Genomic DNA, 13,934 nt, shown 5'->3' on the forward strand with positions numbered 1-13,934 from the left:
TTCGCCCACCAGAGCGGTTGGTTGAAACCGCAGGCGCAAAGGCCACGAACTCCGCGAGGGGTCGTGGCCTTTCCCATTGCCATCCGTCGACCGCGATTAGCGATCGGGTGACTACCCCGTCGGCGGCTCGATCAGTAGAACTTGAGCCATGACCGACACAGTCAAGGTCACGATCGACCGCAGCTCGGTGGCGATGGGAGATGATGTCGAATCCCATCGAGAGTTTTGGCTTTTCCCCGACGAAGCGACCGTCGACGACCTGCTGGCGGAGATCTCGGCCCACTACATCCCGGGGGTTGCCGGGCCCGCCGGATGGTCTGTCAGCGTCAACACCGACGAGCTGAACCGCCGCAGCGACATCGGCCTGATCTACACCCGTGATGACCTGCGCCAGGAGGACCAGATCTGCCGATTGGTGCCCGGGACAACGACATTGGGCCACTTGGTTCGACGCGCCAATTCCGTGGAGCTCGATGTTCGTGCCAGGTATATGACCGGGGACATGGGGCGCCCGCTTGCTCTTAGCGAGGTGACGGCCGGCAGCACCTACACCGGTTCGCAACCGGTGAGGCTGGAATCCGAAGCAGCTGCCGAGGCCAAGCGCGACTGGGTTCTGCTCCGTGAACTGGATCGGCGAGCCGCTGCCGTCACTGGCGCGCGACGGGACTGGATTCGCGACAACATCGTCTGGGCGGCACCGCCGCCGCCTGGCTCCGAAGTCTTCGTCGCCCGCAGTTTTCATTTCCTCACCAGGCTGCACTGCCCCGCCAGCATGAAGGTCGCCGCTGCGCTGCTGGGAATCGACGACGCCGAATACGAGGACTTGGAGAAGCTGGTCGATGTCGACGGCCGGCCCGCGGCGGTGATCATGGCGATGGTGCTCGCCGCTTTCGAGTGGCATACCGCGAACCGCAGCTGGCAGGGCGGCCAACGCGATTATTGCGAGGTGTACTTCGAATTTCTGGCACGATGCGGTTATCAGCTTTCCCCGGTTGAAGAAGTTCTGGCGGGTCGAATTACCTTGCAGGAGCTCACATTCTCCGCGGAGGACACCGCGCGGCTCGAACGCATCCGGGAACTGCGCGCCCGGCAGTATCAGCTGCGCAATGATCGCTACTACGCGAAGACCCTCGGCGACGAGCAGTACAAATCCGCGATCGGCCGAGTACACGCCGACCTGAGCGCGCTGGGCGAGCTTCCCGGACCTACGTAGGGACCGGGGTCGGTCGCGTTCGGACCGGGTGCTTCACTGCAACCATGCGCAGAAAACCAGAGCTGGCGCGGCGCTTCTTCGACCGTTTCGAGCCGGTGCACGCGGTGACGTACTTCGCGCCGGAGGCGCGCGCGGCACTCGACGAGCTGGGATACCGGGGCTTCTGGATGGGCTATTTCGCCGCCCGGTCCGCCCCGCTCGGCATCGCGCCGCCGGAGCTGGTGACCGCGATTTTCCACAACTTCGCTGCCCACCGGGTGGCCAAGGCCTTGCCGGCCGCCTGGCAGATCGCTGGTCCGGATGCCGCGTTGCGCGCCCGGCAGGACTCAGCGGTCGCGGCGCTGCGCCGCTACGGGCTGCAAGAAGACGAAAACGTCAGTGTTGCAGCCGAACTAGCGGGAAAGGCGGCGCGCCAGGCGGGTGTCGACGGGCGGCCGCTGTTCGCCGCGAACCGCGCGCTGCGGTGGCCGGACAATCCGCTTGCCGCCCTGTGGCATGCCACCACCCTGTTGCGTGAACATCGCGGTGACGGCCACGTGGCGGTATTGACCGCCGCGGGCATCTCGGGCCGGGAATGCAATGTGCTGCATGCGGCGGCCGACCGTGTTCCACGCGACTACATCGCGCGCACTCGCGATTACGACGAGACCGAATGGCGTCACCACGAGCAGCGGCTCGCCGAGCGTGGGCTGCTGACCGAGGACGGCTCGCTCACCGCGGCCGGCGCCGAACTCAAAGACCACGTCGAATCGAGCACCGATGCGCTCGGACTGTCGGCGCTCGACGCACTGAGCGACGACGAGGTGGAGGCGCTGTTTCAAGCCCTCACGCCCATCACCCGGGCGGTGGTCGAAGGCGGCGACGTCCTTGCTGTAACGCCAATGGCACTGCGCCGCAATGAGTTACACGACGCTAGTGCGCACTTGAGCTCCGCCTAGGGTTAAGGATCCCGCGGCAGCAGGCGCTGCTTCTGCTCGATGAATTCGTCTTGGGTGAGAATTCCGGCGTCGCGCAGGGAGGCCAGCTCGCGCAGCTCGGCGGCGATGCTCGTGATCGGGCCGCCCGCTGGAATCTGGGCTACTTCGATCGGTTCGGCAGGTTTGGAGTCCTTCGGTTTGCGCCCGGCTATCCCGACGCGCTCCTGGGTTCGAGCGCCACCTCCGCCGGTGGTGCCGGCCATGGCGCGCCCGGCCATACTGGCCAGCGCCATCTGACTGAACAGGCTTCCCGCGCTGGAGCCGGTGGCCTGGGCGGCGGCGCCGACGGTCGCGGCGGGCAGTGCCGTCGTCATCGCGCGTAATTCCGGGGCCGCGGCCACCCATGCCGGCGGCACGGACAGCCGTCCGACCGAGGGCGCGTGGCGGAACTGGCCGGAAACCGTGGACGCCGGTTCGGTGATTACCGGAAAGGACGTCGGCGGTGCCGGCGCATTGCCCGGCCACGGCTGTACGCCGGCCCAACCGCTGACGATGTCGTCGGTGTGGACACCGGTCCAATATCCGCCCACGTCGTAGGGCAGAGCCGTCGTCCCCAGCGAGGTGTCGGCCGCGAGTCCCGCCGCCCCGATTTCCGGATCGAGAAACACAGCGCTCAGGTCCGCGAGCAGGCCCAGCAAGTCCCGCCCGCCGAATCCAAAGGCGTCGGCCGGACTGGCGAGGTTGATCAGCGCGTTGGGGACGGCGGAGATGGCTTGCTGGACGTTCTGCTGCGCGTTGCCGACGGACGTACCGGCGGCCTGGGCGACCGCGTCGGCCTGGTAGGCGGTCCCGTCGGCGCTGGTGCTCGACGACGGCGACTCGAACGGGGTCAGCGATGTGGCCGATGCCGACGAGGTCGCGTAGGACTGCATGGCGCCGGCGTCCTGAGCCCACATCTCGCTGTACTGCGCTTCGGTAGTCGCGATCGCACTCGTGTTCTGCCCGAAGAAGTTCGTCTGGACCAGCGCTGCCAACAGAGTGCGATTCGCGGCGACCACCGGCGGGGGTACCGTCTCCGCGAACGCGGCCTCATAGGCGGCGGCGGCCGCAATGGCCTGGTTGCCCGTCTGCTCCGCCTGCTCGCCGGCGGTTCTCAACCAAGCTACATAGGGAGCGGCGGCGGCGGCCATGGTTGCTGCCGCCGGACCCAGCCAAGGTCCGGCCGTCAGCTCAGCAATTGCCGACTGGTAAGAGGTTGCTGTTGAGTACAGCTCCGCGGCCAGGGTCTCCCACGCCGACGCCGCGGCAAGCATCGGTCCGGAGCCAGGTCCGGCGTAGATGCGCGCAGAGTTGATCTCCGGCGGCAGTACCCCGAAGTCCACTTTTCCCTCCGATCGAGCAGTCCCGGCGCGCGCCGTTCGGGTAAACGGCAAACGAACACGACGCCATGGCCTGGCCTGGCCGCCTGAGTCCATCATTTTGCTCACGGTGACTGTGAGTTAGCTGGGAGACCCGGCTACTACTGCCGCCGCTTGGATGTCTAGCTACCGGAGTACCCGATTTACCCAGCTGCCCCGCGATAACACGTTAAGTCACGTGGCATTGTCCGCCGAAACCGCATAGGCCGCCAACCGCACCGACCAGAATTTAGCTGCTGCTGGACAGCGTTCGTGCCAGAGGTCCGCGTCCAGTAAAGGCGCCATTAGGCCGTCGTGACTGGCGGCTGGCTAGCTGTTCGGCTGGGTTTGTGCCCAGCCTCGGACCTCGGCGGTCACGGGGTCGGTGACATCGTCGAACTCGGGGTGCTTCTTGAGCACGTTCTCGACCATCGAGCACACCGGCACGATTCGTTTGCCGGCGTCCCGCGCCCCGTTCAGGGCCTCCTCGACGAGGATGGTCGCCAGGCCGCGTCCGCCGAATTCCGGGTCGACGACGGTGTGGTAGAAAACACGCTGCTCGCCGCGGTCGGCGTAATCGGCGTGGCCGACCGTCTTGCCTTCGACGGCGATGGCATACGTCTGATGCCCCTCGGTGACGGTGGTTTCCGCGCCGGTCTTATCGGTCAGCGTCATGTCGCTTCCTCTCCATTCGTTTCGTTCGGTAGTGGTCGTGGCCGTAGCCGGGTGGTCGGCAGCGGTGGGGCCGGCAGTCGCGTGACCGCGCCCCGGTAGCCGTCGACGGCGCCGAAGCGTGCGTCGGCGTCCTGCCATAGCTGGCGGTACCCGACGATCTCGTCGTGGGTGCGCCCGACGAAGTTCCACCACATCAGCAGCTCTTCGGTGAAGGGCGCGCCTCCCAACAGCATTACCCGCGCCGGCTGCTGCCCAACATTGCGCAGGTGCACGGCGGCGCTGCCCGGGCCTTGATAGCCGAGCGCGGCGTCGGCCAGAGTCGTTCCGCCCATCGCCACGGTCCCGGTATCGCAGAGCACGCCGTGCTCGAACGCCGGTTCGACGTCGAGGTGCAGTTCGGCGTTCGGGTCGAGATCGAGCTGGGCTCCGAGCAGCGGGGTGAACGTATGCACCGGAGACCGGCTGCCGGCCAGCTCGCCCAGGAACACCCGCGCTTGCGCGCCCGCCAGCGAGATGGGGTCGGGCACATAGTGCGTGAAGCCGCGTCCGGTGCCCCGGTCGGAATCGGGCAGGGCGACCCACAGCTGCATTCCGTGCAGAACAGCGTCCGACGCGACCGACACCTCGGAATGACAAATTCCCGCACCCGCGGTCATCAGATTCAACTCGCCGGGCCGGACAAAAGCGTGCACTCCGGCACTGTCGCGGTGTTCCACTTCCCCACTGAACAACCAGCTCACCGTCTGTAGTCCCGTGTGTGGATGCGGCGGTACATCCATGCGCGCCCGGACGGGGCCGTAATGGTCGATAAAGCACCAGGCTCCGATCAGCGATCGCTGTCGCTGGGGCAGGGTACGTCGCACCCGGATGGCCCGCGGGCCGCCGAGCGGAACCTCCCGTGGATGCAGCACCTCGGTCCCCGCAACCCCTGAAGCGCTGCAGGCAACTTCGGCCGGCGCGTTCTCGAGATTGCTCACCGTAGGCCCTTCGTTGCGAGCGTGATACGGCGACGCTACTCGCGCTCGCCGGCCTACCTGCCCGGCGGCCGCAGCATCCGCATGGCCACCCGCATGATCGGCTCGGGGACCTGATCCTTCACCGACAACGCGGCGTCGGCGGCGCGCGACCGCAACGGGGCTCCCCGGCCGAACATCCGGTTCAGCGGTCCGCCGGTCGGTTCCAGCACGACGTGCAGCGGCGGGGTGCCCACGGCGGCGCCCAGCGCATTTGAGATGACCATCCGCTGAATCTCGCTGGTGCCCTCAAAGATGGTGTACAGCTTGGCATCTCGATACCACTTCTCGACAGGGTGATCGGTGATGTAGCCCCAGCCTCCCATGGTTTGGACCGCGCGCTCGGTGGCCTTGATGGCGACTTCGCTGGCGGCGAGCTTGGCCATCGAGCCCTCGCCGCGCTCGAAGGGGACTTCGTTGGCGGCCATCCAGGAAGCCCGCCAGGTCAGCAGCCGGGCCGCATCGATCTGGGTGGCCAGGTCGGCCAGCGGAAACGCGATGCCCTGGTTGTCGATGATCGGTCCGCCGAACGCCTCGCGCTTCGTGGCATAGGCCGTCGCGTACTCCAACGCCGCGCGCGCGATGCCGATCGCCTGGGCCGCGACCATCGGACGCGTCTGTTCGAACGTGCCCAGCGTCGCCGAGCCCGAGCGCTGTCCCCCCGCCACGACCTCGCGGGCCTTGGCAAGTTTGTGTTCCAGCTTCTCTTGTCCGCCAAGCAAATTGGCGCCGGGAACGCGAACGGTGTTGAACCGCAACTCCGCCGTGTGCGATGCCCGGCAGCCCAGTTTGTCGAGTTTGCGCACCAGTTCGAGTCCGGGGGTGCCGCCCGGCACCACGAACAGGGCCTGGCCGCGGTGGCCGAGCTCTTCGTCGACGACGGCATTGACGACGTGCACGTTGGCGATACCGCCGTTGCCGATCCACATCTTGTGCCCATCGATGATCCAGTCGTCGCCGTCGCGGTGTGCCCGGGTGCGGAGATTGCGTACATCGCTGCCGCCCTCAGGTTCGGAAATCGCCAGTGCAGCGAGCTTGAGATCGCCTGGGGTACCGAAACATTCGGGTGCCCACTCCAGCATCTGTTCGGGGGATGCAGCCTGACCGATCGCCGAAAGGGCCAGCGCCGGCATTACGATCGCCAACCCGATTCCGGCGCAGCCCCAGAACAACTCCTCCATGAACATCGGCAGGGACAGGCCGGTGCGATCACCGATCAGGTCGCGGTAGAACAGCGGGCTGTAGAAGCCGCGTTGGGCCGCTTCCTCGAGGACCGGCCAGGGAAACTCCTGCCGTTGGTCGTACTCGAGCGCCACCGGGCGAATCACGGACTCGCAGAATTCGTGCGCCCGCCGGGCCAGGTCGTGCTGCGCGGCCGTCGGTGTCAGGTCGAAAGTCATGATGGGCCTCCGGGTCGACGGTCAGATGTTCCGTCGCGGTCGACTACCCGGTCGACTCGGTGAACAAACGTTCACGGGTGCACCGGTCAGGCTGCTGAACGCGGGCCAACCTGTGCGATCGGCAGGTGAAGGACCACCGCGGGCACCGGGATGGTCTCGTGCTCGCTGCGGGCCAGCAACGCCGCGTTCTCGGGCAGCTGGCGGGAGTTGATCTCGCCGGCGGCAATGCGCCGCAAGACGTCGTGGGCTCGAGCCAGCTGGTCGCGCTTGCGGTACTGGCCCCCGGGAAGCTTGACGCCCGCCCATACGCCGTACTCCTCGCGGTGTGCGATGGCGTACTGCGCACACCGCCGCTGCTGTGCCAACGGGCAGCGCCGCAGACATTGGATACGGGCTTCGGTGGCGGATCGCTCGTAGGCGCGCGCCTTGGCCGCGCCGTCACCGCTGTCGTCATCGGGGTAGCCGAACCACAGTTCCGGATCGGTTGCGCAGGGGTGGCCCATGTCAGTCTCCTCGGCTAGGGGTTGAAACGTATACGAAAGCGTATACACATGCCAACTTCCGGCGCAAGAGAAACGTGATAAAAGCGTATATACATAGCGATAGCGCACCGGCTGTGTAATATCCGGCCTATGGCCGGAGCCAGCGGGTGAGCCGTGAATCGGCAGGTGCGGCCATCCGGGCATTGCGTGAGTCGCGTGACTGGTCCCTAGCGGAGCTCGCGGCCGCGACCGGCGTCAGCATCATGGGATTGAGCTATCTGGAGCGCGGCGCCCGTAAGGCCCATAAAAGCACTGTTCAGAAGGTCGAAAACGGTCTGGGTCTGCCACCTGGCACCTATTCGCGGCTGTTGGTGGCCGCCGATCCCGATGCCGAGTTGGCCCGTTTGATCGCCGCGCAGCCCCCCGGAACGACGTCGCCGCCGCGGGCCGGGTCGGTGGTTGTCGACCGCCACAGCGACACCGAAGTGCTGGAAGGATATGCCGAAGCCCAGCTCGATGCGCTCAAATCTGTCATCAATCGGCTGCCGGCGACGACATCAAACGAATATGAGACGTATATTCTCTCTGTGATCGCGCAGTGCGTGAAGGCCGAGATGCTCGCCGCCAGCTCCTGGCGGGTGGCGGTGAACGCCGGTGCGGATTCGACCGACCGGCTGATGGACCATCTTCGAGCGCTCGAGGAAACGCGCAGCGCGCTGCTCAGACGGATGCCGACCAGTTTGAGCGCCCGGTTCGACCAGGCCTGTGCGCAGTCGTCGCTTCCGGACGCGATCATCGCGGCGCTGCTCGGTGTGAGCAGTGACGAGATGTGGGACATCCGCAACCGCGGGGTGATCCCGGCGGGGATACTCCCCCGCGTCCGTGCTTTCGCCGACGCGGTGCGGTCGACGAGCCAGGACAGCGTTGATCAGGCCAACGGCGAGGGGGACCGATGACCGAAAGCTATATCGAGGCGTTGAGCCGGGCCCACCGATTGTTCGCGGGCAGCACCCGACAGCCGCAGCTGGTTGCGCCTTCCGATGTGGTGCCGGCATCGCCAGTGAACACCCTTGTGGGACAAGATAATTACCAAGTTCGGGCCAACCAGGGCCACCAAGTGCTGCTCGCGGCGGCGCGCACCGACGACGCGGCCGCGGGCGTCATCGCCGCCGCCTACCGCGACCGGGCCCAGGCCCGGGAGCTGACCAAGAACGTCCTCGACGAGGCCCGCGCCGATGCCGCCGTCACCCCGATGACGCCGATGGCCCAGCGGGACGCAATGCGTCGTCGAGCCGCACGCCTGCGCGCCCAGCGGGCACACGTGTTGACCGCCCGGCTACGTGCCCGACGGCATTCGGCGGCGTTGCGGGCACTGCGCTACCGAATGCTGCACCACCGCGGACTGCGGCTGCCTTCGCCGAGCAGCCGCGCCGGAATTGCGGTGCGTGCGGCGCTATCTCGACTGGGCCGCCCGTATGTGTGGGGCGCCACCGGCCCCGATCAGTTCGACTGTTCCGGACTGGTGCAGTGGGCGTACGCGCGGGCGGGAATTCATCTGGACCGCACCACGTATCAGCAGATCAACGACGGAATCCCGGTGCCGCGTTCGCAAGTCAGGCCCGGCGATCTCGTCTTCCCGCACACCGGACACGTGCAGATGGCGATCGGCAACAATCTCGTCGTCGAGGCCCCCTATTCGGGTGCCTCGGTTCGGATCAGCCGGTTGGGCGACTACGTGGCGATTCGTCGGCCGATATGAGATTAGGTTGAGCCTATGTCTGAACAGACTGGCCCTTCGCTAGCCGCCATTCAGGCGCGGCAGTCGGCGATGGCGACCCGGCACGACTCGGTCGCCGAGGCAGACCGCGCGCTGGTGGACGTGCTTGCCAGCGCACACGCCGCGATGCGAGAGAGCATCAGGCGTCTGGATGCGATCAGCGACGAGATCGAGCGCGCCGTTCCGCAGCAGCGGAGCCTGGGCATCGACACGCCCATCGGGGCGAGGGAGTTTCAGAAGTTTCTGGTCGCCAAGCAACGTGAGATCGCGGCCGTCGTGGCGGACGCGCGTGAGCTTGATCGGGCGAAAACTGCTGTGCTGGAACGCCTGCGGGGAGAATACGGCGTATCTGCGGGATAGCCCCAGGGCGTTCATACACAGCCGCATCGCGGTGAATTGTCGACAGCTCAGGGTCTCAGTACTGTCACCCGGCATGGAGGGGACGCGACACCGCCCGCGGTGGGCCGCAGCGGCGTCTGGTTAGGCGATGTCGACGTATGACGAACTGCTTGCCACGGTCAGAGTCGTGCGCGACCGCACCGGCGATCCGAACGCGTGGCAGGCGGGGTTGACCCCAGCGGAGTTGACCGCGGTGATCACCCCCACGACACGTCCAGAACAACTCGACACGATTCTGGCCAAGATCCGCCGACAGCATCCGGTCCTGTTCGGCTCCGCTGCGGAACCGCCCGCTGCAGCGCCGCAGCGGACTGAGGGAGCCACTGCCGAAGCCATCGCGGGCGCCGAAGCCGCTCTGGCACATCAGAATTCGGCCAGCTCTCAGCTGGATTTGCAAGTAATTTCGGCCATCATGAATGCCCACCTGAAGACGGTCGAAGGAGCGGAAGCGCTGGGCGCCTTGCAACGCGAGACCGAGGCCGCGGTGCAAACCCGATCGGACTTGGACACTCCGGCGGGCGCGCGCGACTTTCAGCGCTTCCTGATCGGCAAGCTCAGGGACATCCGCGCGGTGGTGCTGACCGCCAGTCTCGACGACACGTCGAAGTCAGCACTGATGGCGGCGTGGACCTCGCTCTACGACGCCTCGAAGAGCGTGCCGAGCGTTGCGGGCGAGACCCGGCCGGCTTCGGTTGCCTTACCGGCACGGGCAACCGACCCTGTCGACGCCGGAGACGATCCGCTACTGGATTCGCTGCTGGCCGACGATCCTGGCCTGTTGACCGGGGATCCGGGGCCAGGGCCGGTCGAGAATGCGCCGGCGCCCACGATGCCGTCGGCGATGCCGGGCATTCCCAATCTCGGATTGGGCTCGGCACCGGGACCAGGTTCGATGGGTGGTTGGGGGACGCCGGGCGGGATGCCGCTGCCCTGGCGTCAGGAGGGCAGCGAATCCGATCCGGCCGCGGCGGGCCTGGACGACGAAAACCCCGACGCGAACCCGGCCGATCACCAATCGGATGAGCGCGATGAACGCACAGGCGACGAGCACGGTGAGGATGTGTCGACCGCCGAATCACCGGCCGCGGGCCCGACGACGGTGACCCTGCCCGACGGTGACACGGTTACGGCGGCCAGCCCGCAGCTAGCGGCGGCCATCGAGGCCGCGGTGGGCGGTGCGTCGATCCCCGATGCATTCCATCAGCAGGGGATCACCATTCCCGCACCCGGAACCGCGGTCGCCAACCCAATTGATCCGGTGCAGGTCGTTGCGGGAGATGTCGGAATTTTCACCGATCGCCATGCGCTGGCCCTCGGCCATACCAAGGCCCTCCTCGATGGCCAGATTCAGCACATCGCCACCGTAAGCGGCCCGAGCTTCCTAGGCTGGGAGCATCCGCCGGCCGCGACGGAGACCGCTCCAGCCAGGACCGACGCACCGACACCGACCCGGCCGGCGGCCACGCCGACCACTGGACAATAGTGAACTCGCCGGACCGGCCGGCGGCGCAGAATCAGGAGAAAGCGGATGGCAGATCGAATCCATGTGGTGCCCGCGCACTTACGTGAAGCGGCTGCGCATCACCGAGAGACCTCCGACTACTTGCGCACCGTGCCGTCGTCGCACGCTGCTATCCAGGAGAGTCTGGATTCGCTCGGGCCGATCTTCGGTGAGCTTCGCGATGCCGGACGGGAACTGCTCGAACTGCGACGCCAGTGCTACGAGCAACAGGCCGACGACCATGCCGAGATGGCACACAATCTGGCCGTGACGGCACGGACCTGGGATCAGCATGAACAAGATGCGGCCGGCGAACTCGGCCGCATCGTCGACGGCGGTCGATGACCGACGCCAATCCCGCGTTCGACACCGTTCACCCGAGTGGGCACATCCTGGTCCGCTCGTGCCGCGGCGGGTACATGCACAGCGTTGCGCTGAGCGAAGAGGCGATGGATACCGACGCAGCGACGTTGGCGCGGGGCATCCTGTTGACCGCGGATGTGTCCTGGCTGAAGGCGTTGCTGGAGGTCCGGCACGAGATCGTGGCGGCCGGGCACACCCCGTCGGCGGAGGTCCCGACCCCGAACGATCTCGACGCCGCGATCGAGAAGCTGTTGGCGCACAAGCTGCGCCGCCGCGACGGCGCCGACTAACCGTCCGCGTTCAGATCAGCCAGGTTTTGGCGGCGTCGGGATCGGGAGCGATATCGGTTGGTGGCTCGATGGGGTTGGCGCCGAACAACTCTCGTGCGCGGCCGAGCAGGGTGCGCACCTCATCGAGTTGTTGCTGCAGCGCAGAATCGACCATGGCCATACGCTACCGAGCCCCTCACACCCGCACAATTCACCTTTGGTAATGAGCGTTCGGCATATGTCGGTAGTCTGACCCGGTGGCGATCTTCGGTCGAAAGACGGCGCGCCAGCGCCTCCGGAGAGCTACCCGGGAATCATTGTCGATGCCGGCCTTCAGCTCTCCTGTCGATTGCACCCCCTGGGTGATCGGTGGGCTTTGGCCTGCCGAACTGTCGACGGCGACGGACGAAACCGCCACTCTCGCAGAGTATCTCGAGAAAGATCTGCAGCGGATCACCGCTAGCGCCAACAAGCAGTTGGGGATGGTCAAGCGGGCGGGACTCACCGATGTGGGCCGGCGGGCGGCAGAAGCCCGCGTTATCGACGAAGCGCGTGCCCGCGCCGTGCGGCGCGTTGAATCGACGATTCGCCAGCTGGAGTTGATGAAGGCGCAGACGCGCGCGCGACTTCAAACCGCGCAGGTCGCGCGACGTTTCAGCACGGCCGACTTGGAAAAGACGCAAGTCATCCCGGCGGTCCCGGCGGCCGAACCCGATGTCGCCGCCCCGGCGACGGCCGAAACCGAGGTCATCCCAGTGGTCCCGGTGAAGCAGCCCGAAATCAGGTCCCGGACGCTCGATCAGACGCAGGTCATACCGGTCATCCCCGCGGAGCCCGAGTTACCTGTTGAGGAGCCGTCGGTCTCCGCCGATCACGATGATGCTTCGGGTGGCCGGCATCGAGCTCCGTCCGAGGAGCCCACGGTGGACGTCGCGGTTCCGCTGCGGCAGGACGTCTCGGCGGCGGCGGTCGACGCGGAATCCGAGACCGCGCGATTGCAGAAGTTGGTGCCGCCGGCGGAACCTGCCGTCAGCGAGCCCGAGCCCGAGCCGGAGCCCGAGGTAGTCAGCGAGCCCGAACGCGAACCCGAGCCGGAGCCGGAGCCGGAGCCGGAGGCTGTCAGCGAGCCGGAGCCCGAACCGGAACCCGAGGCTGTCAGCGAGCCGGAGCCGGAGGCTGTCAGCGAGCCGGAGCCCGAGGTCGTCGGCCAGCCAGAGCCGGAACCCGAGCCAGAGCTCTTGGTCGTCAGCGAACCCGACCCGGAGCCAGAACCGGAGCTGGAGGCAGAGCCCCAGCCCGTGCCAGCACCTGCGGCTCCCGCCGTCGTCGAATCCGACTCGGAACGATTGCACCGGCTGCTCTCCCATGTCGTCCGCCAAGAACCCGGGCTGAATTGGGCAGTCGGCGACCTCGCGGACGGCACCACGCTGCTGGTCACCGACCTCGCGCACGGCTGGATTCCGCCGGGCATCGCGCTGCCGGTGGGCGTGCGGTTGCTCGCACCCGGCCGCCGCCGGGGCAAAGCCGCCGCTCTGCTCGGCGAGGCGACCCGGACCGCGACCTATACCCCCGGCGATCGCGTCGGCCGAGCGACCGACTTCCCGCCGACGGACTCTTCGGTGCAGGCGCGCGAACTGCCGCCCGTCGAAGATCTGGGATGGGAGCTGGGTCGAGTCACGCACTGGCGCGACGGACTTCCCCGGTTGGTGCACACCTTGGCGAAAGCCGCCACCTCGGGAACCGGTGTCGTGGAAGAGGAAGCCGATCTGCTGCGGGTACATCTCGACACCGCCCGCTACCAGCTGCTGAGCCAGTACCCGGACGTCGTGCCCACACTGTTGCTCAACTGTCTGTTGCTGGCTGCCACCGAAAGCAGTGTCGCCGGTGACGTGACCTCGGCGAACTATCACCTGGCATGGTTCCAGAAGCTCGATGAACCCCCGGTCAGCCAGTGGAGCGCCGAGTCCTGAGCCCGCGCCGCCGCTATCGCGCGGATTCGTCAGGGCACGAGCAAGACAGGTAGTCGACTACGCATGCGCTCGACGCCGGTGGCTCCATAGATTTCGATTGACGGCCGGACCCACCGGGCGCAAACCCCTCTCAGGTGATCGAAATGCTAGCCATCCCGAAAACACCGTCGCTGCATCGTGATACCACTGCGCCCACGCAAGCGCGGCACAGCGCTACCCCGGATCCCGTTCTCGTCACCGAACGCCAGCTGATGTTCGCCACGGCCGCTGCCGTCGCCGGCCCGCACCCCCGCACCGCACCGCGTCCCTGGTTCACCACACTCTGGCAACAACTGGTCCGGGGCGTCAGTGTCGAGCATGAGCCGCGCCGCCACTACCCGCCACGGAGGATGAGCTACTTCGAGCAGGCGGCGACCGCCCGAGAGATGGACCGGCTGTGAACGAACTTCTGATGGTCGTCGAAGGTATCGTGCTGATCGTGATCAGCGTCGGAATCCACCACCTCTCCGCCTGGCTGGAGCGCTGGGATTACGAACGCCACTGCGAGGATTGACGGAC

16 protein-coding genes and 1 pseudogene are annotated in these 13,934 nt (G+C 66.9%); 11 read left to right on the forward strand and 6 right to left on the reverse strand.

Translation table 11 applies throughout. The features are described from left to right. Positions 1-148 precede the first annotated feature (148 nt). Together AC5Y5O_RS28955 and AC5Y5O_RS28960 are read left to right on the forward strand one after the other, a co-directional pair. Entirely contained in the window at positions 149-1,213 is a 1,065-nt protein-coding gene (locus tag AC5Y5O_RS28955; RefSeq protein WP_500028461.1) for a hypothetical protein, read from the forward strand. A 44-nt stretch (positions 1,214-1,257) separates the two neighbouring features. Further along, complete coding sequence (locus tag AC5Y5O_RS28960; RefSeq protein WP_500028462.1) at positions 1,258-2,151, forward strand: SCO6745 family protein; 894 nt, start codon at positions 1,258-1,260, stop codon at positions 2,149-2,151. Positions 2,152-2,153: 2 nt separating this feature from the next. Here AC5Y5O_RS28960 and AC5Y5O_RS28965 read toward each other — a convergent pair whose 3' ends face one another. From AC5Y5O_RS28965 to AC5Y5O_RS28985, 5 genes are all read right to left on the reverse strand, one after another. Next, a complete protein-coding gene (locus tag AC5Y5O_RS28965; protein WP_096290724.1) occupies positions 2,154-3,512 on the reverse strand; it encodes a PPE family protein, SVP subgroup in 1,359 nt (452 codons plus the stop codon). 345 nt (positions 3,513-3,857) lie between these two features. Further along, positions 3,858-4,202, reverse strand: a complete 345-nt coding sequence (locus AC5Y5O_RS28970; RefSeq protein WP_096290725.1) for a GNAT family N-acetyltransferase — start codon at positions 4,200-4,202, stop codon at positions 3,858-3,860. After that, entirely contained in the window at positions 4,199-5,179 is a 981-nt protein-coding gene (locus AC5Y5O_RS28975) for a pirin family protein (RefSeq protein ID WP_096290726.1), read from the reverse strand. The genes AC5Y5O_RS28970 and AC5Y5O_RS28975 overlap by 4 nt, the downstream gene beginning before the upstream one ends. A 53-nt stretch (positions 5,180-5,232) precedes the next feature. Beyond that, entirely contained in the window at positions 5,233-6,615 is a 1,383-nt protein-coding gene (locus tag AC5Y5O_RS28980) for an acyl-CoA dehydrogenase family protein (RefSeq protein WP_500028465.1), read from the reverse strand. Positions 6,616-6,701: 86 nt separating this feature from the next. Next, on the reverse strand, positions 6,702-7,118 hold the full coding sequence (locus AC5Y5O_RS28985; RefSeq protein WP_096290728.1) for a WhiB family transcriptional regulator: 417 nt from the start codon (positions 7,116-7,118) through the stop codon (positions 6,702-6,704). A 146-nt stretch (positions 7,119-7,264) separates the two neighbouring features. On the opposite strand from AC5Y5O_RS28985, the gene AC5Y5O_RS28990 reads away from it, so the two are divergent. The 6 genes from AC5Y5O_RS28990 to AC5Y5O_RS29015 all read left to right on the forward strand — a co-directional run bounded on the left by AC5Y5O_RS28990 (position 7,265) and on the right by AC5Y5O_RS29015 (position 11,427). Then, a complete protein-coding gene (locus AC5Y5O_RS28990; RefSeq protein WP_500028467.1) occupies positions 7,265-8,053 on the forward strand; it encodes a helix-turn-helix domain-containing protein in 789 nt (262 codons plus the stop codon). Next, on the forward strand, positions 8,050-8,856 hold the full coding sequence (locus AC5Y5O_RS28995; RefSeq protein ID WP_500028469.1) for a C40 family peptidase: 807 nt from the start codon (positions 8,050-8,052) through the stop codon (positions 8,854-8,856). The genes AC5Y5O_RS28990 and AC5Y5O_RS28995 overlap by 4 nt, the downstream gene beginning before the upstream one ends. 15 nt (positions 8,857-8,871) lie before the next feature. Then, a complete protein-coding gene (locus AC5Y5O_RS29000; protein ID WP_096290731.1) occupies positions 8,872-9,234 on the forward strand; it encodes a DUF4226 domain-containing protein in 363 nt (120 codons plus the stop codon). 127 nt (positions 9,235-9,361) lie between these two features. After that, positions 9,362-10,756, forward strand: a complete 1,395-nt coding sequence (locus AC5Y5O_RS29005; RefSeq protein WP_096290732.1) for a DUF4226 domain-containing protein — start codon at positions 9,362-9,364, stop codon at positions 10,754-10,756. Positions 10,757-10,801: 45 nt separating this feature from the next. Further along, positions 10,802-11,119 (forward strand): ESX-1 secretion-associated protein, encoded by a 318-nt coding sequence (locus AC5Y5O_RS29010; RefSeq protein ID WP_096290733.1) that lies wholly within the window; start codon positions 10,802-10,804, stop codon positions 11,117-11,119. Continuing rightward, positions 11,116-11,427: a DUF2694 family protein gene (locus AC5Y5O_RS29015; RefSeq protein ID WP_096290734.1), complete on the forward strand. Its 312-nt coding sequence runs from the start codon at positions 11,116-11,118 to the stop codon at positions 11,425-11,427. The genes AC5Y5O_RS29010 and AC5Y5O_RS29015 overlap by 4 nt, the downstream gene beginning before the upstream one ends. Positions 11,428-11,437: 10 nt before the next feature. Here AC5Y5O_RS29015 and AC5Y5O_RS29020 read toward each other — a convergent pair whose 3' ends face one another. Continuing rightward, the gene (locus tag AC5Y5O_RS29020) at positions 11,438-11,581 is read right to left on the reverse strand and encodes a hypothetical protein (protein ID WP_165796518.1); all 144 of its coding nucleotides are present in this window, start codon (positions 11,579-11,581) and stop codon (positions 11,438-11,440) included. A gap of 82 nt (positions 11,582-11,663) precedes the next feature. Between AC5Y5O_RS29020 and AC5Y5O_RS29025 the strand changes: the two are divergent. The 3 genes and pseudogenes from AC5Y5O_RS29025 to AC5Y5O_RS29035 form a co-directional block, all read left to right on the forward strand. Further along, positions 11,664-11,997, forward strand: a pseudogene (locus AC5Y5O_RS29025) (hypothetical protein); the annotation flags it as partial. An 11-nt stretch (positions 11,998-12,008) separates the two neighbouring features. After that, positions 12,009-13,376 (forward strand): DUF5631 domain-containing protein, encoded by a 1,368-nt coding sequence (locus AC5Y5O_RS29030; RefSeq protein ID WP_341477121.1) that lies wholly within the window; start codon positions 12,009-12,011, stop codon positions 13,374-13,376. Between the two features lie 143 nt (positions 13,377-13,519). Further along, positions 13,520-13,816: a hypothetical protein gene (locus AC5Y5O_RS29035; protein WP_133160896.1), complete on the forward strand. Its 297-nt coding sequence runs from the start codon at positions 13,520-13,522 to the stop codon at positions 13,814-13,816. The last annotated feature ends 118 nt before the right edge of the window (positions 13,817-13,934 follow it).

It is taken from the genome of Mycobacterium sp. NGS40, assembly GCF_059812735.1.

Excerpts from the sequence above, each read along its gene's own strand:
- AC5Y5O_RS28955 (WP_500028461.1), top strand. The coding sequence starts at position 149 with ATGACCGACACAGTCAAGGTCACGATCGACCGCAGCTCGGTGGCGATG.
- AC5Y5O_RS28960 (WP_500028462.1), top strand. The coding sequence starts at position 1,258 with ATGCGCAGAAAACCAGAGCTGGCGCGGCGCTTCTTCGACCGTTTCGAG.
- AC5Y5O_RS28970 (WP_096290725.1), bottom strand. The coding sequence starts at position 4,202 with ATGACGCTGACCGATAAGACCGGCGCGGAAACCACCGTCACCGAGGGG.
- AC5Y5O_RS28980 (WP_500028465.1), bottom strand. The coding sequence starts at position 6,615 with ATGACTTTCGACCTGACACCGACGGCCGCGCAGCACGACCTGGCCCGG.
- AC5Y5O_RS28985 (WP_096290728.1), bottom strand. The coding sequence starts at position 7,118 with ATGGGCCACCCCTGCGCAACCGATCCGGAACTGTGGTTCGGCTACCCC.
- AC5Y5O_RS28995 (WP_500028469.1), top strand. The coding sequence starts at position 8,050 with ATGACCGAAAGCTATATCGAGGCGTTGAGCCGGGCCCACCGATTGTTC.
- AC5Y5O_RS29000 (WP_096290731.1), top strand. The coding sequence starts at position 8,872 with ATGTCTGAACAGACTGGCCCTTCGCTAGCCGCCATTCAGGCGCGGCAG.
- AC5Y5O_RS29005 (WP_096290732.1), top strand. The coding sequence starts at position 9,362 with ATGTCGACGTATGACGAACTGCTTGCCACGGTCAGAGTCGTGCGCGAC.
- AC5Y5O_RS29010 (WP_096290733.1), top strand. The coding sequence starts at position 10,802 with ATGGCAGATCGAATCCATGTGGTGCCCGCGCACTTACGTGAAGCGGCT.
- AC5Y5O_RS29015 (WP_096290734.1), top strand. The coding sequence starts at position 11,116 with ATGACCGACGCCAATCCCGCGTTCGACACCGTTCACCCGAGTGGGCAC.
- AC5Y5O_RS29020 (WP_165796518.1), bottom strand. The coding sequence starts at position 11,581 with ATGGTCGATTCTGCGCTGCAGCAACAACTCGATGAGGTGCGCACCCTG.
- AC5Y5O_RS29030 (WP_341477121.1), top strand. The coding sequence starts at position 12,009 with ATGAAGGCGCAGACGCGCGCGCGACTTCAAACCGCGCAGGTCGCGCGA.
- AC5Y5O_RS29035 (WP_133160896.1), top strand. The coding sequence starts at position 13,520 with ATGCTAGCCATCCCGAAAACACCGTCGCTGCATCGTGATACCACTGCG.